At 65.5% G+C, this 23,984-nt stretch carries 16 protein-coding genes and 1 tRNA gene; 3 read left to right on the top strand and 14 right to left on the bottom strand.

Going from position 1 to position 23,984, the window contains the following annotated elements; translation table 11 throughout:
* Together gshB and CVN68_RS10885 are read right to left on the bottom strand one after the other, a co-directional pair.
* On the bottom strand, positions 1 to 960 hold the full coding sequence (gene gshB, locus CVN68_RS10890; RefSeq protein WP_100282224.1) for a glutathione synthase: 960 nt from the start codon (positions 958 to 960) through the stop codon (positions 1 to 3).
* 43 nt (positions 961 to 1,003) lie between these two features.
* The gene (locus CVN68_RS10885; protein ID WP_100282223.1) at positions 1,004 to 1,378 is read right to left on the bottom strand and encodes a YraN family protein; all 375 of its coding nucleotides are present in this window, start codon (positions 1,376 to 1,378) and stop codon (positions 1,004 to 1,006) included.
* Between the two features lie 112 nt (positions 1,379 to 1,490).
* Between CVN68_RS10885 and CVN68_RS10880 the strand changes: the two genes are divergently transcribed.
* Entirely contained in the window at positions 1,491 to 1,688 is a 198-nt protein-coding gene (locus CVN68_RS10880; protein WP_100282222.1) for a hypothetical protein, read from the top strand.
* On the opposite strand, the gene rsmI is transcribed toward CVN68_RS10880, so the two are convergent.
* Positions 1,685 to 2,521: a 16S rRNA (cytidine(1402)-2'-O)-methyltransferase gene (gene rsmI / locus CVN68_RS10875; protein ID WP_100282221.1), complete on the bottom strand. Its 837-nt coding sequence runs from the start codon at positions 2,519 to 2,521 to the stop codon at positions 1,685 to 1,687. The two genes, CVN68_RS10880 and rsmI, sit on opposite strands and share 4 nt — an antisense overlap.
* Before the next feature lie 53 nt (positions 2,522 to 2,574).
* Here rsmI and CVN68_RS10870 point away from each other — a divergent pair, with 53 nt between their 5' ends.
* Complete coding sequence (locus CVN68_RS10870) at positions 2,575 to 3,744, top strand: penicillin-binding protein activator (protein ID WP_233503680.1); 1,170 nt, start codon at positions 2,575 to 2,577, stop codon at positions 3,742 to 3,744.
* 41 nt (positions 3,745 to 3,785) lie between these two features.
* On the opposite strand, the gene hemW is transcribed toward CVN68_RS10870, so the two are convergent.
* The 3 genes from hemW to CVN68_RS10855 form a co-directional block, all read right to left on the bottom strand.
* Positions 3,786 to 4,931, bottom strand: a complete 1,146-nt coding sequence (gene hemW, locus CVN68_RS10865) for a radical SAM family heme chaperone HemW (RefSeq protein ID WP_100282219.1) — start codon at positions 4,929 to 4,931, stop codon at positions 3,786 to 3,788.
* A 119-nt stretch (positions 4,932 to 5,050) separates the two neighbouring features.
* Positions 5,051 to 5,124: transfer RNA gene (locus CVN68_RS10860), tRNA-Gly, on the bottom strand.
* 85 nt (positions 5,125 to 5,209) lie between these two features.
* Positions 5,210 to 6,742 (bottom strand): MFS transporter, encoded by a 1,533-nt coding sequence (locus CVN68_RS10855; RefSeq protein ID WP_100282218.1) that lies wholly within the window; start codon positions 6,740 to 6,742, stop codon positions 5,210 to 5,212.
* Positions 6,743 to 6,843: 101 nt separating this feature from the next.
* Here CVN68_RS10855 and CVN68_RS10850 point away from each other — a divergent pair, with 101 nt between their 5' ends.
* Positions 6,844 to 8,148 carry an oligogalacturonate lyase family protein gene (locus CVN68_RS10850; RefSeq protein ID WP_100282217.1) on the top strand — a complete coding sequence of 435 codons (1,305 nt, stop codon included), beginning with the start codon at positions 6,844 to 6,846 and terminating at the stop codon, positions 8,146 to 8,148.
* Positions 8,149 to 9,201: 1,053 nt separating this feature from the next.
* Here the strand turns inward: CVN68_RS10850 and CVN68_RS10845 are convergent.
* The 8 genes from CVN68_RS10845 to CVN68_RS10810 all read right to left on the bottom strand — a co-directional run bounded on the left by CVN68_RS10845 (position 9,202) and on the right by CVN68_RS10810 (position 23,774).
* Entirely contained in the window at positions 9,202 to 11,613 is a 2,412-nt protein-coding gene (locus CVN68_RS10845) for a glycosyl hydrolase 115 family protein (RefSeq protein WP_100282216.1), read from the bottom strand.
* On the bottom strand, positions 11,613 to 12,725 hold the full coding sequence (bglB, locus tag CVN68_RS10840; protein WP_100282215.1) for a beta-galactosidase BglB: 1,113 nt from the start codon (positions 12,723 to 12,725) through the stop codon (positions 11,613 to 11,615). Before bglB ends, CVN68_RS10845 begins: the two co-directional genes overlap by 1 nt.
* Complete coding sequence (locus tag CVN68_RS10835; RefSeq protein WP_100282214.1) at positions 12,725 to 15,697, bottom strand: glycoside hydrolase family 35 protein; 2,973 nt, start codon at positions 15,695 to 15,697, stop codon at positions 12,725 to 12,727. The genes bglB and CVN68_RS10835 overlap by 1 nt, the downstream gene beginning before the upstream one ends.
* Positions 15,694 to 16,008: an L-rhamnose mutarotase gene (gene rhaM, locus CVN68_RS10830; protein WP_100284350.1), complete on the bottom strand. Its 315-nt coding sequence runs from the start codon at positions 16,006 to 16,008 to the stop codon at positions 15,694 to 15,696. The genes CVN68_RS10835 and rhaM overlap by 4 nt, the downstream gene beginning before the upstream one ends.
* 70 nt (positions 16,009 to 16,078) lie before the next feature.
* Positions 16,079 to 17,536 (bottom strand): rhamnogalacturonidase, encoded by a 1,458-nt coding sequence (locus tag CVN68_RS10825; RefSeq protein WP_100282213.1) that lies wholly within the window; start codon positions 17,534 to 17,536, stop codon positions 16,079 to 16,081.
* Positions 17,536 to 18,732 carry a rhamnogalacturonan acetylesterase gene (locus tag CVN68_RS10820; protein WP_100282212.1) on the bottom strand — a complete coding sequence of 399 codons (1,197 nt, stop codon included), beginning with the start codon at positions 18,730 to 18,732 and terminating at the stop codon, positions 17,536 to 17,538. The genes CVN68_RS10825 and CVN68_RS10820 overlap by 1 nt, the downstream gene beginning before the upstream one ends.
* A gap of 4 nt (positions 18,733 to 18,736) precedes the next feature.
* Entirely contained in the window at positions 18,737 to 20,602 is a 1,866-nt protein-coding gene (locus CVN68_RS10815) for a rhamnogalacturonan lyase (protein ID WP_158298830.1), read from the bottom strand.
* 142 nt (positions 20,603 to 20,744) lie between these two features.
* A complete protein-coding gene (locus tag CVN68_RS10810) occupies positions 20,745 to 23,774 on the bottom strand; it encodes a TonB-dependent receptor (RefSeq protein WP_100282211.1) in 3,030 nt (1,009 codons plus the stop codon).
* Positions 23,775 to 23,984 lie beyond the last annotated feature (210 nt).

Here is a 23,984-nt window from a genome sequence, read left to right as displayed (position 1 = left end):
TCAAGCAGCGCGTTCGGCGACGCGGCGTTCGATCGCCTGCCAGATCAATGCCGCGGTGTCGGTGCCGTTGAACCGGTCGATCGCGACGATCCCGGTGGGCGAGGTGACGTTGATCTCGGTCAGCCATTCGCCGCCGATCACGTCGATCCCGACAAACAGCAGCCCGCGCTTCTTGAGCTCGGGTCCAAGCGCGGCGCAGATTTGCTTCTCGCGCTCGGTGAGCTCGGCCTTCGCCGCCGATCCGCCGACCGCGAGGTTCGAGCGGATCTCGCCTTCGCCGGGGATGCGGTTGATCGCGCCGGCAATCTCGCCGTCGACCAATACGATGCGCTTGTCGCCCTGCGCCACCGAAGGGAGGAAGGCCTGCACCATATGCGGCTCGCGCCATGCGGTGTTGAACACTTCGATGAGCGAGGAGAGATTGGCGCCGTCGCTGCCGACCTTGAAGATCGCCTTGCCGCCATTGCCGTGGAGCGGCTTGATGACGATCTCTCCGTGCTTCGCGAGGAAAGCCCGCGCCTCGTCGAGGCTGCGCGTCACCAGGGTCGGCGGCATGAACTCGGCATAATCGAGCACGAACACCTTTTCGGGTGCGTTGCGGACGTTGGCGGGATCGTTCACCACGAGCGTGCGATCGGCGATGCGCTCGAGCAGATGTGTCGCAGTGATGTAGCCCAAGTCGAACGGCGGATCCTGCCGCATCAGCACGACATCGGCCTCCTCGCCCAGATCGAGGCTGACCGGATCCTCGAAACGGAAGTGATTCCCTTCGACCCGCTGTACGCTCACCGGATGCGCGCGCGTCCAGACGCGTCCGTCGGAATAATTGAGGTCTTCGGGGGCGTAATGGAACAGCCGATGCCCGCGCGCCTGTGCCGACAGCATCAGCGCGAAGGTCGAATCCCCGGCGATGTTGATCGCATCCAGCGGGTCCATCTGCACGGCAACAACAAGCGACATTCGGCCTCCTCGAGACGCGGTGTAGGTGACTTATAGAGATAAGTCACCCCATCCAGGCGTTCTCGATATGGCGAGGCAGCTTGCCGGGAGCAATGAGGACCACGTCGACGCGGATATCGTCGCCCGGCCCGGCATAACGCGGCATCAGATATTCCGCCGCCGCCGCCACTCGGGCCAGCCGCCGCTCGTCGATCGCGAAATCCAGTTCCGCGGCGGTGGCGCGGGTCTTCACTTCGACGAAGGCGACGAGGTTTCCCTTGCGCACGACGAGGTCGACTTCCCCCGCGGGGGTGCGCACGCGGCGATCGAGGATTCGCCAGCCGCGCAGCCACAGCCACCACGCCGCGCGTCTTTCGCCCTCGCGACCGCGGTTTTCCGCGGCTTTGCGGTCGTTTGTCGCTTGCCGAGGCCGCTTCATCTGCACAAGTTCCCCCAAGGGCTTGGCGCCTGTGGATAACTTTGGTTAGTCTATGTCATTCCGACTCAGAAGAAGCCGGGTCGCATTTCGTCACCGGGGGGTGCCGAGGATTATGGAATCGAACGAAAGCTATTACCGGCGTCGCGCCATCCAGGAAATCGTGGCCGCGCGAAATGCAATTACTGCCGACGCCAAAGCGCGGCGGCAATCGCTCGCCGAGAGCTATGTCCGGCGCCTTTCCGAACTGACCGGTACCGATGCGAGCTTCATGCTCGATGCCAATCCCGCGCGACTGCACGAGATCGCCTAGGTCTTGAGCGCCATGGCGCGGGCATACAGCGCCTTGCGGTCCAACCCGAGCTTTTTGGCGACTTCGCCCGCGGCCTTGGCCGGCGGCAGCCGGGTGAGCGCCTCGGCCAGCGCCACGTCCCCGTCCTCCACGCTCGCCGGTGGCGCTTCGCCGGGAGGCGCGACCACCACCACGATCTCGCCTCTGGGCGGCGCATCGGCATAGCGCGCCGCCAGTTCGTGCAGCGTTCCGGTCACGCATTCCTCGAAGCGTTTGGTGATCTCGCGTGCGACCGCCGCCTCGCGATTGCCGAGACCCTCGGCCAGCGCGGCGAGACAGGCGGCGAGGCGCGGACCCGATTCGTAGAGCACCAGGGTCGCGCGGATCGCGGCGACTTCGGCAATGGCTTCGGCGCGTGCCTGCTGCTTGGCGGGCAGGAAGCCGAGAAAGAAGAAACGATCGGTCGGCAGCCCGGCGAGGGTGAGCGCGGCGATCGCGGCGCAGGGGCCGGGGATCGTAGTCACGACATGGCCGGCGGCGCGGGCATCGCGAACCAGTTTGAAGCCGGGATCCGAGATCAACGGCGTCCCGGCGTCGGAGACGAGGGCAACCGCCTCGCTCGCCATTCGCGCGATCAGACCCGGGCGCACGGCGTCCGCGTTATGGTCGTGATAAGGCAGCATCTTGCCCCTGGTGCCGAGATGGCGGAACAGCCCGGCTGTCACACGCGAGTCTTCAACCGCAACCACATCCGCTTTCATCAGTATTTGTGCAGCGCGCGGAGTGAGATCGCCGAGATTGCCGATCGGCGTCGCGACGATGTAGAGGCCGGGCGAGAGAATTAGATCATCCATCGGGGAGAGTCATGGCAGACGCCAGAGCAACAGCGCAACCGGGCCTGAGAAACATGGTGCGCGCCGCCGCGATCGGCGTGACCCTGTTCCTCGCGGCCTGCGCCAGCGGTCCGCGGATCGTGCCGGAGGCCGAGCGCCCGACACCGGCAGAGCGGCCCATTCCGGTGGCCCCGCGCCCGATCCAGCCCGGGCTGCCGCAGGACGTGCAGCGGCACCGCATCGCATTGCTGGTGCCGCTCAGCGGACCCAATGCCGGCGTCGGACGCTCACTCCAGAACGCCACTCAGCTCGCGGTGCTCGACACCAAGAGCGATGCGCTGCGAATCACCACCTATGACACCGCCGCACCCGGCGGCGCGGCTGCGGCGGCGGCGCAGGCGATCAGCGACGGCAACCGCCTGATCCTCGGGCCTCTGCTCGCCGAGGAAGCGCGCGAAGTCGCGCCGATCGCACGGCGTGCGCGCGTTCCGGTGCTCAGCTTCTCGAACGATGCCGGCGTGGCGGGCAACGGCACCTATATCCTCGGCTATGTCCCCGCCCAGTCGATCGAGCGCGTGGTCAATTATGCCAAAAGGTCCGGGATAACCGAGTTTGCCGGCCTCATCCCCAGCGGCCTCTATGGCGAGCGGGCGTCGACGGCGTTTCTCCGTTCGGTCGAGGAAGCCGGTGGCAAGGTCAACGCGCTCGAGACCTATGACGGCCGGCCCGGTTCACTGGCGACGGCGATTGCCAAGATCGGCCGTTCGCCGTTCCAGGCGATTCTCGTCGCCGGGAGTGCCGACGGGGCGGTCGGCGCCGCGCCACTGATTCGCCGCCAGGCCAGCGGCAAGGCCGCGCGGCTGCTCGGCACCGAATTGTGGAACACCGATTCGGCGATCGGCGGCAAGACGGCGCTGTCGGGCGCGTGGTTCGCGAGCGTTCCGGACAATTATTATCGCCAATATGCGACCAAATATCGCGCACGCTTCGGGGCGGCGCCGTACCGGCTGTCGACGCTGGGCTATGACGCGGTGCTGCTGACCGTGCGGATCGCGCGGGAGTGGCGGCCGGGCAGCGAATTCCCCGCGGCGCGGCTGACCGAGCGGGAGGGTTTTGCCGGGCTCGACGGCGCATTCCGCCTCGGCCGCGACGGCGTCGCCGAGCGCGCGCTGGAAGTGCAGGAGATCCGCGGCGGGACGACCGCGACGGTGTCGCCGGCGCCGCCGAACTTCAACGGGAACTGAGTCCATCGTCATCCCGGCTTTCGCCGGGATGACGGATACGCCTAGGCGATCACCAGCGCGCGCAGGATCGCCTCGAGCACCGGCATGCCTGCCTCGGTGACGCGCAGCCTGCCGGTGTTGGAAACCACGAGCCCCTGCTTGCCCAGGCCGGTGAGAGCGCTCCGATCCAGCGGTGCCTCGCCCCCGGCAAGCGCATCGACGCGCGCAAGATCGACGCCCTCGGGCAGGCGCAGCCCCATCACCAGTGCCTCGACCGCGCGTTCGTGGCTGCTCAACGCATCCTCGATCTGGGTGCCATGGCCGTTGCGCGCCACGGCGCCGAGCCAGTTCTCGGGTTTCTTGTGGCGGACGGTGGCCAGCCCGCCGCGCCGGCCATGCGCGCCGGGGCCGACACCGGCATAGTCGCCATAGCGCCAGTAGATCAGATTGTGGCGGCTCTCCGCGCCGGGGCGGGCGTGATTGGAAATCTCATAGGCGGGCAGGCCGGCCGCGGCGGTGATCGTCCGCGTCGCCTCGAACAGGTCGGCTGCGGCATCCGGGTCATAGGCGGCGAGCTTGCCTTTCTCGAACAAGGTGGCGAAGCGCGTGCCCGGCTCGATGGTGAGCTGATAGAGCGAGAGATGCTCGGTGCCGAACCCGATCGCGCGGCGGAGCTCGGCCTCCCATGCCGCGAGATCCTGGTCGGGCCGGGCGTAGATCAGGTCGAAGCTGACCCGGTCGAACGTGGATTGCGCCGTCTCCAATGCGGCCAGCCCCTCCGCCACCCCGTGCGCGCGGCCGAGGAAGCGGAGCGCGTCGTCGTCGAGCGCCTGCAGCCCCAGCGAGACGCGATTGACTCCGGCGGCGGCGAGATCGGCGAAGCGCGCCGCCTCGACCGAGGAGGGGTTGGCTTCGAGCGTGATCTCCACGCCGGGCTCGAACCCCCAATGCCGCTCCGCCGCCTCGATCACCGCGGCGACGGTTTCGGGCGGCATCAGCGAGGGCGTGCCGCCACCGAAAAAGATCGAGCCGAGCCGGCGCCCCGGCAATTGCGCGGCCTCGTGCGCAAGATCGGCGAGCATCGCACTGCGCCACGCCTCCTGGTCGACGCTCTCGCGGACATGGCTGTTGAAGTCGCAATAGGGGCATTTCGACACGCAGAACGGCCAATGCACGTACAGTGCGAGCGGGGTGGTGTCGGTTGTCATGCTTTTCGCGAAACGCCGGGAATCGAACCACGCGCGCAGCCCGGCAGGGCGTAGCGCCACAAAGGACTCACGGGTTCATGCGGCCGTTCGACGTGGACGCACTCTCACCATGAGAGGGCTGGAGCGGGTAACGGGAATCGAACCCGTGTATTCAGCTTGGAAGGCTGCTGCACTACCATTGTGCTATACCCGCGAGCCGGCTGCGCGCCTGCCACAAGCCGCGGCCCTTGGTCAACCTTCTCGCGCACCGGCCGCGACTGCCGGTGCGGCGAGCAGCATCAGCGGCGGATGCCGGCGACCGGATTGTTGCCCCAGAGCTGTTCGTACTTCCAGCCGGTAAGATCCTCGACGATCGCCCGGGTCTCGGGTGTCGGCGGATTGGTGTCGCCTGCCTTCAGCCGGTCGATCTCCGCCATCAGCACGTCATGCGTCGCCGAATTGAGCTTGAAGCGGAACGAGACGAGGATGCCGCACGCCAGCACCGCGATCGTGCCGATCCCGAGCACGATCGCCAGCGTGTTGATCGCCTGGTCGCTCTGGACCTTGGCGCCAGAGATGAAGCCGCCCCAGCTCATGATCGTGGTGACGCCGAACACCGCGGCCGACTGAGTCATCTTCCGGACGAAGGTCATCACCCCTGCAAACGCGCCTTCGCGGCGGCGGCCGGTGACGATCTCGTCGACATCGGCCATGTAATTATAGGTCGCCCAGGGAATGTAGTTGAGCGCGCCGCGGCCGAGCCCGGCGAAGAAGATCGGCACCCAGATCAGCGCGTCGGTCGAGCGGACGCCCGCGTTCCACAGCACCAGCAAGGCGACGACGCCGATCGCGAAGCTGATCGCAGCGAGCTGATAGGCCCGCGACGGCGACTTGCGCAGCGCCACATAGCTGGCGATCGCCACGGCGACGAACTGGACCATGTACATCGTGCCGAGCAGCGAGGAGGCGACAGTGATCGACCCGGCCAGCGCGAACACCACGAAGAAGGTGAAGGCGGCGTTGAACACGTCCTGGCTGATATAGCCGCCCAGATACATGCCGAGGTGGAGCCGGAAGGCACGGATGCGGAAGGTGGAGAACAAATTGCGGTACAGCGCCTTCACTGCCGATCCGAGGCTGGGCTTCTGATCGCCCGCCGGGCGCAGCGCCGCGACTTCCGATGCCGGGCGCTCCCAGCTGAACAGAAAAAGCAGGCCCGCCGCCAGCATGAACAGCGCCGTGAACAATATGCCCATGTAGAGGAAGGTGTCGGCGCTGTCCTTGCCCAGCGCCTCGATCAGCCAGCCGGGCAGGAAGCCCGCGAGGATCGCGCTGGCCTGGGCGAAGAGGATGCGGGTGGTGGCGAACTTGGCCTTGGTCTTGAAGTCCTTGCCCATCTCCGCGGCGAGCGTCTCGTACGGGATGATCTCCATCGCGTAGACCAGTTCGAACAGGACGTAGGTGACGAGATAATACCAGAAGCCCTGGCCGGCGATCCACATGATCGCGAAGCTGGGAAGCAAGGGAATCGCGGCGAGGATGAAGAAGCGTCGCCGGCCGAAGCGGCGGCCGAGCGGGGTCTGGCCCATATTATCGGAGATATGGCCGATGATCGGCGAGGCGATCGCGTCGAGCACGCGCGCGACGAGGAAGATCAGGCCTGCCTGCCACGCATCCAGCCCGCAGAAAGTGGTGTAGAAGAACAGCACCCAGCCCGAAATCACCGCCATCGAACCCGCGCCGAGCACGTCGTTCGAGCCGTAAGCGAGATAGTTGATCAGGCGGACGGGGCGTTGCCCGGAAGCGGTGGGCGCGGGCGCGCTGGTGGCCATGCAGATTCCTCTCGGGCGACAGGCCAAGCCTGTTCTTTACTCCATATTTTGAACGGCTATCATGATATGTGGAACGACATCAAGTCGTCGGGAGAGCGAGGATGCGGCCGGGACGTGCGATTTGCCAAGGCCTCGCGGCAATGGCGCTGGCGCTGGCGGGAACCGCGGCGGCCGATCCGGCGGCGGAGTGGGTGGACACGCTCACCGGGCACAGGGTGATCCGGATCAGCCGAGAGGCGGGCACGGCGAGCCTCTATTTTCACCAGAACAGCTATACGCCTGAGGGCGACAAGATGGTGGTCTCGGTGCCCGGCGGGATCTCGGTGGTCGATCTCAAGACGTGGGAAGTGACGCCTCTGGTCAGGCAGAACGGCGCCATCCTGCTGTTCACCGGCCGCAAGACCCGCACGGCTTATTATCAAAGACGCGGGCCGGACGGCGGGTCTTGGGCGATCTTCGCGGTGGATATCGACAGCGGCAAGGTGCGCAAGATCGCGGAGGTGGATCGCGGCTTCATCGGATCGATCAACGCCGACGAGACCCTGCTGCTCGGCCAATGGGCGGAGAACGACAAGCCGCTCCAGCCGGGCGCGAAGCCTGCCGACAACAGCCGCTTCGGCCAGGCGCAATACGCCGCCAACTGGCCCGACGGCCGCCCGATGACCTATGCCGAGGCCAAGGAAGTGCGGCTCAACGAGCGGCTCGAGGCCAAGATCCCGATGGAGATCTTCACGATCGACGTGAAGACCGGCGCGCGCAAGCTCGTCACCGCCTCGACCGACTGGCTCAACCATGTACAGTTCTCGCCGAGCGATCCGCAGCAGATATTGTATTGCCACGAGGGGCCGTGGCACAAGGTCGACCGGATCTGGACGATCCGCGCCGACGGGAGCGACAAACGCCTCGTCCACAATCGCACGATGAACATGGAGATCGCCGGCCACGAGTTCTTCTCGCCCGACGGCAAGACGATCTGGTACGATCTCCAGACCCCGCGCGGCGAAGTGTTCTGGCTCGCCGGCTACGACCTCGCGAGCGGAAAGCGCCGCTGGTACAATGTCGAGCGCAATGAATGGTCGGTGCATTTCAATCAGGCACCGGGGCGCGCGCAATTCTCGGGCGACGGCGGCGACAGCGAGATGGTCGCGCACGCGCCGGACGGCAAATATCTTTATCTGTTCACGCCCAGGGACATTCCCGACGTCGCCGGCATCCATGCGCCTGGCGCGGAGAACCTGATCGCGCCGGGGACGCTCGATGCCGAAAAGCTCGTCGACATGCGCAAGCACGATTACCGGCTCGAGCCCAACATGACCTTCACCCCCGACGGCAAATGGATCGTTTTCCGCGCCAATTTCGAAGGCGCCAACCATGTCTATGCAGTCGAGGTGGCGAAGCGGAGATAGGCTCGGCTTGCCCTCCCTCCAGGGGTCTATATATGTGAGTGATCCACTGGCCTGAATGACCGCTAACGCCCCATTTGCCGCCAATCAGGTTGGCCGGCGCGAAACCCGAAAGCGGAGGCTGACGCTTACAGACATTCTCGGCTCGTAACGACTCGCCGATTTTCCAAGCCGCGAATTTGCTCAAGTAAATACGTCCTCTGCCTGTCCCGTGCGGAGGCGCGACGATCTCTATTCCGGTTGAGCTCTTTCAGTTGCGATTGAACGACACCTTCGCGTTTGTCGATTAGGCGAAGGGCAAGGCGACAATCATTAGCGTCTTGCGCTCGGATCAGAGCCCGAACGAACTCCCCTTCAGAACGCTGTTGTTCGGTCGTTTGCGCATGCAGGTCTTCTGCACTGAGCGTCAGGATAAAAGCGCATGCTAAAAGAACTGCTTGTTTCACACCACGCCACTCCAATGCCCGCACCCGCAGCTTTGGCGCCGCCACTACGCCTTCGATCGGCCGTGGTGGCAGCCTTTCCAAATCTTCGCAAATCGGCGATCTGAGCCGACGAGATTTCCGCGTATCAACGGCAGCTATTGGCCGATGGGCGCCCAAATTCCGCCAGGCGGCTTTCCACCAATTCAGGACATTCGCACGAAAAGGCCCGGCGGGTCAGGTCGGGCGTCTTCCTCAGTTGGGCCGGCTACCGACCAGCTCTAGGCAACATCCTCGGGTGGGCTTCGGTCGCCTTTTTTGCGCTTTCCTCAAGTTCGACAGGATCAACGCCAATGAAGCGCTTGCGTGCTTCATCAAATGGCATATCCAGGCCGAGCGGCTTTTCCCTTCGCCCGCCAATTGCGCAAAGCTTGCAATGTAGGATTTCGCCTGCTTGGCTGGCGCGGTCGGCTCGTTGCCGGGCGCTCTTTCAATTGTTTGGGACAGGATCAGCGCGCGAAATGTGCGCAAGAATATTGCGAGATGAATCGCGTTTCCGCAAACCGAGTCAACCTAAGACCCCTCGGCCCGCTGCGCTCGCACCCATCGCCGGGTCCCCTTGCGGGAGGGGAGTCTAGTCGGGCACGAACCGTACCGCCTCGATCAGAATCCCGCCGCTCGCCGCCAGCAATTCGACGCGGTGGCGCCCCGCGGCGATCGTCCCCGGCACCGCCAGCGAAATCCGGTTGTCGAGCACTGCCAGCGCCCACGCTGCGTCGCCGGTGTTTCGCGCCACCGCGAGAGGCCAAGCTTTGCCGTCGACCCGCAAGGTGAGGCGCAGCGGTTCGCTATCGGCATCGGCATAAGCCGGAATCAGGTCGATCTCGGCGCGCCATTGGCCGGCAGGAAGATCGACCGGTGCCGCGCCCGTGACCGCACGACCAACGCGCGAACCGAGCACCAGTCCGTTGCGGCCGAGCCCGGAAACCTGCCGCCAGCTGCCCGCCACCTTCCGCAGATCGAGCATGATCTTACGACCGGAAACCGGCTCGACGAGAACCGGCACGGCCGGAACCGTCGCGCCCGGCGCTGGCAGGATCGGCGGCGTCAGGCGATAGCTTTTCCACTGCCCGTCGGCGGGCTCAACCGCGATGAAACCGCGCCACTTGCCGCCGGCGAGTGCGTCATAGGCCTTGGTCAGCTCTGCGATCCGCAGGTCGGCGGCACGCGCCTCGGCGCCGAGATGCAGCGCGCGGGGCAGGTCGGCGTCGCGGAGCCGGTCATGCGCTTCGGCGGCGAAGAAACGGCGATTGGCGCTGGCGGCGGCCTCGACCGAATAGCCCAGCAGTTCGAAAAAGGCGTCGCGTCGCATATCCGGGATCCGTCCGACGACCGTCTGGAGACGAAGGAGATTGCGATCGAACGCGGCGAGGCGAGCATCGGCCTCCGCAATCGAATACGGGCTCATCCGCGCCTTCTGTCCCGGCAGATACCATTGGAGATGTTCGGGCCGCCGCGCGAAATTGAGCCGGTGATGCTCGGCGAGGATCGCAGCGATCGCGTCGGCCTCGCCCGCGGCGATGTTCTCCGCCGCCCAGCGCCGCGTCCAGCCCTCGACACCCAGCGCGCGAGTGCCCGGCACGTCCCAGGCGAGCGACAGGAAATAGTCGGTCGCCAGCTCGGCGGGCTTGATGTCGCCGACATTGGCGATCCACATCCGATCGGCGCCGAGATCATAGGCCCGGCCCATCTCCTCGCCGATCAGCGCGGGCGGCGTGGTCGACAGCCACAGATACGACAGCGGCGCGCCCAGATAGGAGAGGTGGTAATAGATCCCCGCGCCGCCGCCGCGCTTGCGTTCCTCGGGGGTCGGGAAGCGGCGGATATAACCGAAATTGTCGTCGGGCCACATCAGCGTCACATCGTCCGGCACCACCAGCCCGGCACGATAGATGTCGAGCACTTCCTTGTAGGGCGTGAACACTTGCGGCACGTGTTCGACTGTCGGCGAAACGTGCCGGGCGAGCATTGCGCGCTGATCGGCGAAGATGCTTTCGAGGAATTTCCGTCGCGTCGGCATGTCCCCGGCGCCCTGCATCCCGCTGTCGTGGATGCCGCGCATGCCGAGCGTCCAGATGCTCTCATATTTCCCGTTGGTACGGGCGCGCTCCTCCCAATAAGCGCGGACCCCGCTGGGGTTCTTGCCGTAATCATAATCGTGCGTGTCGCCGGTCCATTCGCCGACATTGTTGCGCAGCATCGGCTCGGCATGCGACGAGCCCATCACGATGCCATAGCGGTCGGCGAGCTTGGCATCCTCGGGGTCGGCGTTGAAGGCGGGGCTGATCTTGTGCATCGCCGGCCACAGGGTGTTGGCCTTCAGCCGCAGCAGCAGCTCGAACACCTTGGCATAGGTCTTCGGCCCCATGCCGCGGGTCCCGGGCTCGAAGACGGTCGCCGACCACGGGGTGAGCCCCCAATCCTCGTCGTTGAGGAAGATGCCGCGATATTTGATCGAAGGCGGGCCGAAGCGGCGCGTGCCGGGGCGGACATGCAGCGCAGGCTGCCTGAGCGGGGTCACGTCCGCCCACCAATGCCACGGCGACACCCCGATCGCGCGGCTGACTTCGTAGACCCCGTAAGCAGTACCGCGCCGGTCGCTTCCGGCGATCACCAGTGCGCTGGGGACGCCCGGGGCCGGCTGCTTGACGGTGGCGATGACGAAGCTCTCCCACGCGCCGTTCAGCTGCCTGGCGTCGAGCTTGCCGGTGGCGATCAGCCGGTCGATCGCCGGGTTCTTGCCGAGCGTCCCGGCCCAGATCTGGGTCGTGCCGCTCCCCTCAGGCTTGCCGGTGACTGTCTCCAGATCGCGGCGCAGATCGGCAGCCGCCAGCGCGACGACGGCGTGATCGCCGGCGCTGGTGACGACCGTCGCCCCGGCGAGCGGCAAACCCGGTGCGTCGGTGCTGATCCAGTCGGGGCGTTGGGCGCGCGCCGACTGGGGAAGCAGGACGGCGAGCCACAGGAGCCACGCCGCCCGCAGCATCAGATATAGGTCCGCAGGAACTCGCCGAGCGCGCAGATCGCGAGGCTCTGGCCATAGGGCATCGAAGTCAGCCTGATGTCCTTGTAGAATTGCAGCGTGTCGCCCATCGCGGTGCCGAAGCTGACTTGCTGGAGCTCGCCGGCCGCGTCGATATTGGCGAGCACGCCGCGGACCGCCCTGATCCCGACCGCTTCATATTCGCGCGGCAGATACCCCTTCCGCACGCCCTTGAGGATGCCGTAGGCGAAGCCCGCGGTGGCCGAGGCCTCGAGGTACGAGCTCGGGTCCATCACCAGCGTGTGCCACAGCCCGCTTGCGTCCTGCGTCTCGGCGAGCGTCTTCACCTGCGCGGCGAGCGTGTCGATCAGGAAGGTGCGGAAGGCGTCACCCTCGGGCAGATCGAGGATCTCGATGATCTCGGGGATCGCGATCGTCACCCAGCAATTGCCGCGCGCCCACAAAGCCTCGGCGAAATTGTGCCGGCCGTTGAAATCCCAGCCGTGGAACCACAAGCCGGTCTTGCGATCGAACAGATATTTGATGTGGACGAGGAACTGGCGCTTGGCCTCCTCCACGTACTGCGGCCGGTTCAGCAGCAGTCCGATCTTGGCGAGCGGCAGCACCGACATCATCAGCGTGTCGTCCCACATCTCGCCGGGATTCTCGTCGTTATAGACGATGTGCTGGAAGCCGCCTTCCTCGGTCTTGGGCAGCCCGTCGGGCGCCATCAGCCATTCGGCCCAGGTGTCGAGATAGGGCAAATAGCGCGGATCGGGCTCGTGCTCGTAGAGGTACGCCAGCGTGATGAACGGTGCCATCGTGTTGATGTTCTTGGTCGGCGTGCCTTCGGCGAAGCGGTCCTCGAACCATTGCTTGATGATGTGGAGCGCCTCGTCGTCGCCCGTCTGCTCGTAATAGCGCCACATCCCGAACAGCCCGACGCCGTGGGTCCATTCCCAGCCGGCCCAGCCCTTGGTGTCGATGACACGGCCGTCCTCTAGATGGAGCAGGAACTCGCCGGTCTCGTCCTTGATGTTGACGAGGTTGTCCATCAGCAGGTCGATCCCGGAAGTGATCGCGCTGCGCGGAATGTCGTGAGTGAGGGCGGCCATCAGTCTACCTGTTTGAGTTCGGAAGGTGTGGAAGGGGCAGCGACCATGCGGACGGGAATTCCGCCGCGGACGTTGCGAAGCGTGACGAGCTTCACTTGCTCGAGCCCGTTACCGCGCACGCCGTCGGCTGTCACCGCGAGCGCGACATGGTTGCGGCCGCGATGGTTGAGAATGCCCTCGGGCAAAGGGAAGACGCGCTGCGGGCCGACATGGGCGATGAACTGGCCCATGTTCCAGCCATTGACGAAGATCAGCACGCGATAGGCATTGGGCGAGCGCGGCTTGCTCGTGTCGCCGAAAGCGAGGCCGATCGTCGCGTCTTGCCCCTTCGGCACGGCAAGGTCGAAGCTGGTGCGGAGCCAGATCGTGCCGGACGGCGCCTGGTTGCCCGGCACAGTGTAGCGCTTCCAGCCACGATCGTCGAAGCCGGGCAGGTGCCAGCCGCGGCGCTCGCCATCGAGCCCGCCGTTGTTGGGAACGCCGCGGACCGGATCGGCAATATCCTCGCCGCCGGCGCGGCCCTGGATCTTCCACGCGATCGGCACCGAAAAGCTGGGTCCGGCGATGGGCTCGATCGATGCCGAGACCAGTCCGCGCGCCTCCTTGTGGAAGTCGTCGGCGTCGAGGTCCCAATTATGCCCGTTGTTGCGCACCATCACCGACAGGACATGCTCTCTCGGCGCATGCGCGGCATCGGGAAGCGCGAAGCTCGGCGCGCCGGTGGTGAGCGGGCGGGGCAGGCCGGCGGGGATCTCGTCCTGGCCGATCAGATTGCCGTCGAGGAACACCTGCACCAGCCCCGATCCGCCGGCGCCATAATGGAGCCTCAGCCTCTGCGCGTCCGGCGTCCCGGTGAAACGACCGCGATACCAGACGTCGCCTTCGTGGAAGCCATAGGCGTCCATCAGCATGTTGGGCTGGCCGTCGGCGCGCGCGGTGATGCTGGCATAGGGCCGGTTGTCGATCTTCGCCCAGTCGCGATCGTCATAATCCGGGGCGGCCTCGGGCGAGCCCCGCGAGACGCGCCAGTCGGTGAGCGCGGGCAGGGAGAAGTCGGCGGGTCCGGGAAGGCTGGCGCCAGTGACCCTGGCTCCATTCCAGCTGATGTTTCGAACGCTTGCCGGCGCCCAGATTTCAAGCGGCGTCGCTTCGCGGGTGTCGCCGGTGAGCGCGAGCGCGCTGCCCTTGATCTTTGCGCTCCGCACCAGCGCCGGGCCGCGCACCAGCACGTCGCCGACATGCCAGAACTTCGCGCCTTCGGCCTCGTCGCCGATCAGCAGCAACAGGTCCGGGCGCCCGCCGCCGCTGATCCGCACGCGCGTGAGTCCGCGATGCGCGTAATTAAGCTTGAGGTCGCCCTTCGCCGAGTCGAACGTCGAGGTCGCGCCGCCTTCGAGCACGGTGACCTTGGGCGCGCTGGCATAGCGCAGCACGGTCTCGCCGGCTTCGCCCTCGCGGCCATAGATCAGCGCGATGTCGCCGCCATCCTGCTTGAGCAGCGTCTGCAGCTCCGAGGTCGAATAGACCAATCGCTGCCCCCCGAGATTGACCCCCGCGACGAGCCATTTGGCGTCGAACCCGTCGAGCTGCATCGGCAGCGTGTAGCGGCCGTCGGGCAAGTCGGCAGTGACGGTGAAGCGGTCGCTGGTCTGGCCGTTCGAGGGCTTGTGGGTGACGAGCAGGAAGCGTGCGTCGGTCTCGGGGCTCTTGTTGTGATAGACCTGCACCTTGTCGGTCGAGATCTGCACCGGCCCCGCCGGCACCATCCCGGCGAGATCGGGCACCGCCGCGATCAGCCCGCCGAGTTGTTTGAGCTCCTCCGCCTTGGGCCGCACTTCGCGCGTTTCGGAGAAGGCCGCGCCGTAATCATAGCTGGTGAACACCACCGGTGCCGGCAGCCAGCCCCAGCTCGTCCCGCCGAACCCCATATAGAAGCTTTGGATGCCGATGCCGTTGGCGAGGTTGGTGCCGTAGAACACCCGCTGGAAGCGCTTGCCGCGCTGGATCGCGTTGCACTCATAGCCGCCGTTCGAGCCCCAATAATCGAACCAGCCGCCGCCGAATTCGGCAAGGAAACCCGGCGTGTTGGGCGAGGCCGAGGCGCCGCCCTTCGCGCCGCCGGGACCGTAATAGCCCCAGTCGGGCGCCGCCGAGCCGCGCGTCGGCTTGCCGTTCACCGTGCAGGTGCCGCCGGGATAGCCGTCGAACGCATACATGTCGTTGGGGCCGGGAACGGTCTTCTCGACCTTGCTATCCTCGGGCACCCAATAGCCGTTGCGGCCCTGATCGTTGTGGAACAGCGGCACATTGATGCCGTCCGCCCGCGCCTTGGCGTAGAGGTGATCCATGTAGCGGCGCTGCGCCGGAGTGGTCAGCGCCAGCTCGTTCTCGATCTGGTGGAGGATGACGTTGCCGCGATTACCCTTGCCGTCGCCGTTGATCTGGTGGCGCGCGATGATCGCGTTGATTCGGGTCAGCCATTCGTCGGATGCGGCGAGATATTCGGGATCGTCGGTCCGCGCGCGGCCGCGCTGGTTGACCAGCCAGCCCGGAAAGCCTCCGCGCGTGAGCTCGGCGTTCACATAGGGGCCGGCGCGGGTGATGACGTAAAGGCCTTCCTCTTCGGCCATCGTCAGCAGCCGGTCCACGTCGCGGATGCCGCTGAAATCGTAGACGCCCTGTTTCGGGCTGTGGAAGCCCCAGTCGAAATAGAAAGCGACGGTGTTGAACCCGCTCGCCTTCATCTTCTGCAGCACGTCGCGCCACAGATCGGGCGATGGCAGGCGAAAGGCGTGCATCTCGCTCGACCAGATGATCGTGCGCTTGCCGTCGATCATCAGCGATCGGGCGTCGTACGAGACGCGGCCGAAGCTTTTGACCGGTGCGTTGAAATTGGCGGTTTGCCTGGCCTCCTGCGCGGCGGCGGGGATGGCGATGGCCGCGGCGGCGGCGAGCAGGGCTGCGCGGATCATGCGAGGTGGAACACCGGCTGGAGCGCCCATTCCTTTGGCTTGTTGTCGGGATCGACCTCCATCAGCGGCGCCATGTAATCCCACCATTTCCGCATCACCGGATGCTGGGGCAGCGCCGCGCGGCTATTGTCGTCGGTGAGCTTGAGCACCGCGAACAGCGAAAGCGTCTCCTCGTCGAGGAAGATCGAATAGTCGCGGATCCCGCTCGCATGGAGCAGTTCGGCGAGCTCGGGCCAGATTGCGTCGTGGCGCGCTTTATATTCGTCGACGACGCCGGGCTTCAGCTGCATCCGGAATGCGTGAATGCTCATCATGCCTCTCCTGACGCCCATTATATGGGATTATAATACAACATTTGGATAGGCGAGTACGCCCGCGGCGTCAAACCTTGTCAGGCCAATATTGCGCATCCTCAGCCCGCGCATGGGCGTCGTCGAGCAATACGGGTGGGCGACGATCGCCACTTTCGCGCGACAGCCGCAGCTTCTTGACCTCGAGCCCGATCACATGGCGCGCCCAGAAGCCCCAGGCGGGCGTGGGGCCGAACATGCTCGGCTCGGGATAGGCGTCGGCGAGTTCGGGCGGGCTCGCCGGCACCGGCTCGTTAAAGCCGCCGCGAAACGAAAGGTCGATGTCGCGCAACTGAACGCATTCGATGCGGTGATCGGGCAATCCGGCGACGATCGCGGCAAAGCGCGGATCCACACCGGTCGCCTTGAGCCCGCGCACTTCGATATTGCGCATTGCGCCTGGTTTCGTCCCTTCCGGGCCGCGGAGCCGCGCGCCGAGGCGGAGGAACAGCGGCGCGGTGGTGACATCCGCCATCTCGATATTCTCGGCGAGCACGTCCTCGATCGTCCCGCCGTCGACGGTTTCGAGCGCGAGGCCGCGGCTGCGTTCGAAGCGGCAATTGGCGATGCGGATGCGGCGGAAGTCGCCATTGCTCTCGGTGCCGAGCTTGATCCGCCCGGTGACGCGGTCGCGGTCGGGTGACAATTCCTGGGTTTGCCGGCGCGTGCCGTCGAGCATCGTGCCCAGATCGAAGCCCGAAACCGCGCAGTCGCGGATCTCGATGTCCTCGCAGGACGAACGCTTGCCGAGGCCGAGGCTCGTCTTGAGGACGATCGCGTCGTCGTTCGGCGTGTTGACCCGGCAGCGCTCGACGCGCGCGCCGCGGACGCAATCGAGATCGAGCCCGTCGCGGTTGGTATCGATGTCGAGGTTCGTGATGTCGAGCCCGTCGATCTCGCTCGCCAGCACCGCGAAATGCCCGCCCTTGAAAATGCTGAACCCGTCGAGCTTGACCCGCTTGCAATGCGCGAGTGCGATCGCCTTGTTGCCCATGCCCTGCATCGCTTGCCGCGTGCGCTCGAGCTTGCCGACATCGGCGGCCGGCATTACCGCCATCGACAGCGGGCGTTCGCCGGCCTGCTTGCTCCACGGCGTGCCGGGTCCGTTGCGGGTGAGGCCGAGCCCGAGAATCCGGCCCTTGCCGATGATCGCGATATCCTCGGCATGCTCGGCCCAGATCAGGCTGTTGTGCCAATGGCTGTGTCCGAAATCCTGATAGAGCTGCGGTCCGCGCTCCTCCGGCAGGTCATAGCCGCCGAGCGGTCCCTTCTCGGCAGCGATGAGCGTCGCGCCGTCTCCGAGCACGAGGGTGACCCGGCTCTTCAAGCGGAGCGAGAAGCTCAGATATTTGCCCGGCGTCAGAATCACCATCCCGCCGCCGGCGGCCTCGGCAGCGAGTATCGCGGCGTTGATCGCCGGGCTGTCGAGCGCGACGCCGTCGCCGCGTGCGCCATGATCGCGCACGTCGAAGGTAGCGCCGGTACGCATCAGCTTCCCGCCGGTCGGACGTTGCTCTCGGCGAGACTGGGAGCAATCGCGCCTTCGGTGAGATCGGGGTTCGCTGGGTCGAAGCTGCGTGCCGAGGGTCTGAGATGCACGGCCAGATCGGGCACCTGCGTCGCGATCTCCGCCGCCACCGCGCGGGCCAGGAACCACGCACCGGGATTGTTGTGGTGGGTTCGGTCCTTGCCGCCGTCGTTGAACAGCGAGGCGGCCTTCGCCTCGCCCAGCGCCTCGTGCAGCATCACCGTTTGTTCCTGCAGATCGAGCAGCGGCACCTTCTCCTCGCGCGCCACCTTGCGGGCCGCCTCGCCATATTCGGCGAGCGTCCGCCGCACTTTGCTGCCGTCGTAATTGCGTCGTTCGGGCGAAGTCACCAGCACCGGATGGGCGCCGCGTCGCCGTGCCTCGGCGATATAGGTGCGCAGCCAGGCGGGGTAGGTGAGGTCCGGGTCGGCATAGGTCTGCGGCCACTGCGCCTTCTGGTCGTTATGGCCGAACTGGATCAGCAGCCAATCGCCGGCTTTGATCTGCGACAGCAGCTTGTCGAAGCGCAGCTCGGTGACGAACGATTTCAAGGTCTCGCCCGATTCTGCATGATTGGCGATCGCCACGTTCGGCTCGAACAGCGCCGTCAGCATCTGCCCCCAACTCGCGGCCGGCTCCGCGCGCTGGTCGGTAACGGTCGAGTCCCCGGCGAGGAATACCGTCGGCAGCGTAACCGGCTCGATATCGATCGAGGCCACGCGCGGATCACCGAGGAATTCGAGCGTCAATTTGTCGTCCCAGGTATAGCTGCCCGCCTCCCGGCTCTTGAGCTTCACTTGGCTGCCGCCCGGCGCATTGGCCGGCGGCGGCGCGAGTTGCGCGTTGCGGACGTTCACGACGAAGCTGGCCGTGACGTACCGGCCCGGCTCCGTGGTGACGTCGCGCAACATCAGCCGCCGCGATTCGGCCTTCACCGTCACTCGCCCGCCAAGCCGCACGGTAACGCGGTAATTGCCCTCGGGCACCGCGGCGGAGAACAGGAATCCCTTGCCCCGGCGCTGGGGCTCATAGCCGTAGCCGCCCGTCTCGTAAGGTTTGTCCGCCGCCACGACGAGGCGCCCGGTGGCGCGCTTCGGCGGTTCGAGGTCGAAGCGCAGCACCGGGCTTGTCGCGATCAGCATCGCCGCCAGCAGCATCGTCTCACTTCGCTCCGAGGAAGTAAGATGTGTGCGGCGGCTGGTTGTACGCCGTATTCTGCCACGCAACGCCGAGGCGATAGACCGGGTCGTGCATCAGGGTGACGATGCGCTCTCCGGTGGGGATCGGGGTAGCGTAGATGCGCAATTCGCGGCTGTCCTCGCTCGGGACGAACAGCTCCTCGCGCCAGTCGCCAAGAATGTCGGCCGAGAGCGACGGGTTGGCCTTGGTGCCGTTGTTCGAGACCACGCCCGGCGGATCGAGCAGCACCTGCTCGGTGGCCGTATTCCAGTCCCATTTGGTGATTTTCTTGCCATCCAGCAGCTCGCGCAGCCGATCGCCGTCCCACCAGATCCCGAAGTTCGCCGCGCGCGGATGCCCGCCGGGGATGACATTGCCTTTCACGTCGTAGAGTTCGCGCGAATTCGAGGCCCAGGCCTCGGCACCGGGATGGCGCGGGTCGATGTCGATGGCGATGCCGCGACCGGTGTCCTTGTCGGCTGGCGTCGACCAGAGGATCGCGCCAGTCTTCGCGTCGAGCAGCCCCGCGCCGCGATTGCCGCTCATTCGCATATTCTCGTGGACCCCGAACTTCTCCAGTCCCGGACGGGTTGGATCGAGATCGGAGAGATGCATCGCGTCGCCATGGCCGAGCCCCGAAGACCACAGGCCTTTGCCGTTATCGTCGATGACCATCGATCCGTAGAACACTTCGTCGCGGCCGTCGCCGTCGACATCCGCAACCGAGAGCTGGTGGTTGCCCTGGCCGCCGAACTTCTCGTTGCCGGGCATCGCGCTGTCGAACAGCCAACGCATGTTGAGTTTGCCGTTGCGATAGTCCCATGCGGCGACGGTCGACCGGGCATAATAACCGCGTCCGAAGACCAGGCTCGGCCGGTGGCCGTCGAGATATGCGACTCCGGCGAGATAGCGTTCGGAGCGGTTGCCATAGCCGTCGCCCCAGGTTGCTTTCATCTGGTCGTAGCTCGGGTTGTTTCCGCTTGGATCGCGCGAGGGGGCATAGGGTGCGCTGGCGAGCGCGCGGCCGGTCGCGCCGTCGAATACGGTGAGATATTCGGGGCCCTTCAGGACACGGCCTTTGAGTTCGGAGACTTTCCGTCCGTCGGGAAGCAACTTGGCGCCGGTGCGGTCGTCGATATCGACTTCGCCCTCGCGGCTCACCCAGCTGCCGTGCGGATCGCCGATCATCCGGTTGGTGCCATCGACGGTGCCGTCGGCGGTCTTCATCGCGATCTCGGCTTTGCCATCGCCGTCGAGGTCATAGACCATGAACTGGGTGTAATGCGCGCCCGAGCGGATATTGGGGCCGAGATTGATCCGCCAGAGCTTCTTGCCCTCGAGCGTATAGGCGTCGATTAGCGTCGCGCCGGTATAGCCGGAAAACGCATTGTCCTTTGCGATCGTCGGATACCATTTGACGATCAGCTCGTAACGCCCGTCGCCGTCGAGATCGCCGACAGAGGCGTCGTTGGCGGTGTAGCTGTAGGCCTCGCCGTCTGCGCGGCCGTCGGCGGGCTTGTCGAGCGGGATCGGGAGATAGCCGTTGGCCCACGCCGACGCGCCCGGGTCGCGCGCGGCGAGCGCGTAGCGCGAAGTCGGGGTACCGGTCGGGTCGAGATAGCTCGCCGCCTGATTACCGGCGATCTTCGCGATCGGCTTGCCGTCGCGATAGAGCGTGAAGCGCGCCCCTTTCCGATCGGTCGCGAGCAGGCGCCACGAGACATGGTTGCCGCCGCCCGCCGCCGGCACCGCGACCAGCCCGCGATCGAGCCGCTCGATTTGCCGCCCCGCCGCCACGGGAGCGCCGTGCGCTGGAATCGCCGCCGCGATGATGAATGCCGCCAGCATGATCTCTCCCCGGGGTCGTTTTGCCCGAAGCTGCGCCGGGAGTGCGGCGGAGTCAACAATATCCCAAGAAATGGCACGGCAATTTACATTGCGGGAGCAAAAAATGGACCGCCGCGAACGACGGCCCACAGGGAGGCAGGGTTCAGAACTGGAAGTTCACACCGAAGTTGAAGGTCCGTCCGATACGGGTCTGGAACAGCGTGTCCCGGCGGGTGCTGTCGATATAGAGGTTGTTGCGCTCGTCGGTGAGGTTCTGCGCTTCGAGAATGACCTTGACGTTGTCGGTCACTGCGTAGGAGGCGGAGGCGTCGACGAACAGGTTCGGCGAATTGCCCTGCAGATCGCTGCCGGCGGGTCCGGGAATCCCGCGGATGTACCGGTCGCGATAGCTGGCGGTGCCGCGGATGCTGAACTTGCTGTCTTCGTAGAACAATGTGCCGCTGGCGGTATTCTTCGACAGGCCGATCAGGTCCGCAGTGGTGCCGACCGTGCAAACGCCGTTCACGCTGGTGAGGCAGTAATCGATTGTTGAGGTCACGCGGGTGTAGTTTGCCAGCACCCCGAAATTACCGAGGAAACCGGGCAGGAAGTCGAGCTGCACCTGCGCATTGACCTCGACGCCTTCCAGTGGGCCGCCCGGCGTGTTGAACGGCTGGCTTACGTTGAAGAAGTCGGAAGGCGTCGAAGGCGTCCCGGCCAGCAACTCGGCCGGGAGGCCCAGTTCGCTGAACTGGATCCGGCTGGTGATGCGCTGAACGAAGGTTTTGATGTCCTTCCTGAAATAGGCGATCGACAGCAGCGAGCCCGGCTTGAAATACCATTCGAGCGACGCGTCGAACGTATCGGCGCGGATCGGCTCGAGGAACGGATTGTTGATCGTGCCGCTCTGGGTCGTCGCGGTGATGCTGCTCGTCGGCGTCAAGCTGGGAAGATCCGGACGCGACATCACCTTGGCGGCCGCGAGGCGCAGGAACAGATCGCGGTTGATCTCCCAGACCACGTTGGCCGAGGGTAGCCAGTCGGTATAGCCGCGGTTGACCTGGGTGTAGACCCGGCGCGTTCCGGTGGGGCTAGATGCGGCGGTGATCGGCACATAGCCGGAGGCCAGCATGTCGGTGCGGACGTAGCGGACGCCGACGTCGCCGCGCAGCGTGAGCGGAAACAGCCCTTCGGTGTTGAAGGTCGCCATCGCATAGACGCTCTTGACCTCCTCGCGAACCCGGGCGCGGCTGCCGCCGCAATCCACGTCGCAGAAGCGCACCGCGTCGAGGTCGTAGAGCGCGTCCCACTTGTCCGGATCGATCGCCGCCCAGCTCGCCGGGGCGCCGTTGCCCCACAAATTGTCGAGCCCGCTGATCTGGCGCGTGATGCTGGCGAGATTCGTGCCCGCCGGAAGCGGGCGGATGGCCAGGTCGGCGGTGTAGGGCGCCAAATTGTACGAATTGAAATCGCTATCGCGATACTGGCCACCCACCTTGAACTTCAGGCCGTCGTCGACATTCCACAGCGTGTTCAGCTCGAACGTGCCGTTGTCGGTCTGCGCCTTGGACGGCTTGCCCTGGAAGCTGAAGCCACCCGTCACCGGTGCGCCGGCGTTCGCGCGCGGCCCGTATTGGAAGTTCGCCGGGTTCGCCACGTCGAAGCCGAAGCCGATCTTCGGAACCGCGCCGCCGTCGCGGAAATCGATGGTGAAATTGTCGGTGTGAATGGCGTCCATAAAGGTCTGGAAGCGCTTCGGACCCCACCAGACCGACTGATTGATGCCGAACAGGCCGGTGATTTCCAGCGTGTCGTTGAAACGATGCCGGAAGTTCAGATTGCCTTGCTTGAAGTCCGAGATGAAGTGGTCGACCAATCCTTCCGAGCGCACATTGACGCCGTCGAACTGTCCGTAGACGAGCGAGCCATTCTCGTCGAACTGGATGTCGCGCACCGAAACCGCGGCCTGGCCGAGTTCGTTGACCAGACGGCCGAACGACATAGCGGCGATATAATTGTCGCGGCGCTCTACGTCGTAGCGCGAATAGAGCATGTCGAAGCTGATATCGGTGTCGTCATCCGGCGTGAACTGGATGGTGAGCGTGCCGCCGATGCGCTTGGTGTCCTGTTCGGAGTTCACGTAGCGCGGCAGGCGCGGCAGGAAGGCGCCGCTGCCCGGGATGGCGGCGGCATCCGCGCGACGCAGGTTGAAGACCGTCGCGTAAGCAGCCTGGGTGCTGGTGCGCGGATTGCCCGCGCTGCAGTTCGCCGCATTCGCGCCGATGTTCACGCCGCTATTGGCGGTTGTCGTGGTCGGGCTGACATAAGTCACGCCATTCTGCACGAAGCCGCCCACCGGGGTGCAATAAGGCAGGATCGGGATAGGGCCGTTTCCGTCGGTATCGAGGCCGTTCGCATTCGCCGAAAGAACGTCCACCGCCGAATAGCCGACTTCGCGGATGTGGCGCTTCTGATAGGCGACCGAGGCGAGCACGCCCCAGCTGTCGTTCAGCTTCTTCGACACGATCAGCGAGGCGCGCGGATCGACCTTCTTGCTGATCGTGTTGTACACACCACGCGCGGTTGCCGAGAAGACGAAGTCCTTGTCGAAGTTCATCGGCTTCGGCGCATTGAGATCGACCGTGGCGCCGAGGGAGCCTTCCTCGACATCGGCCGACGTGGTCTTGCGCACTGCCAGAGACGAAAAGATTTCGGTGGGGAAGACGTTGAAGTCGAAGCTGCGGCCTGAATTGCCCGCGCCATAGACGTCGGAGGAGCCGGTCTGCGCGGTGCCTTCCATCCCGTTGATGCGCACGCGAGTGAACTGCGCGCCAAGGCCGCGCACCGAGATGTTGCGCCCTTCGCCGCCGTCGCCACGCGACAGCGCGACACCGGGCACGCGCTGCATCGATTCGGCGAGGTTCGAATCGGGGAACTTGCCGATGTCCTCGGCGACGATCGTATCGACCGAGGCGGTCTCTTCGCGTTTGATGTTGAGCGCGGTGTTGAGCGAGGCACGGAAGCCTTGGACGACGATCTCGCCTTCGTCGGTCGTCTCCGTGCCCTGCTGTGCGGCCGGGTCGGCGGCCGGCGCGTCCTGCGCCATTGCCACCGGTGTCCATGCCAGCGCCACGACCAGCGCCGCGCCCGAAACCCCGGCGCCGCGAACACGCGAATTCGATGAAAGCCTCATAGTATCCCCTCCTCTTATTCTGCCTGACCGCCACGCTTTGTGCGCAGGTCGATCTCATTTCTTGTTCTTATTTCCCAATATATATGACGTATCCAAAACGTCTCGCCAATCCCCCTTTTGGGATTAGTCCGCATTGTGGGGATTTGGCCACACCCCCGACACAGGCCCGCGCAGGCAGGGCCGAGTTGCGGTGTCCACCGGTGTCAATTC

Origin of the sequence: Sphingomonas psychrotolerans (assembly GCF_002796605.1) — a bacterium.
Lineage (GTDB): Bacteria > Pseudomonadota > Alphaproteobacteria > Sphingomonadales > Sphingomonadaceae > Sphingomonas > Sphingomonas psychrotolerans.
Note: the sequence above shows the minus strand (reverse complement) of the source record. Positions and strands in the feature narration are given on the sequence as shown.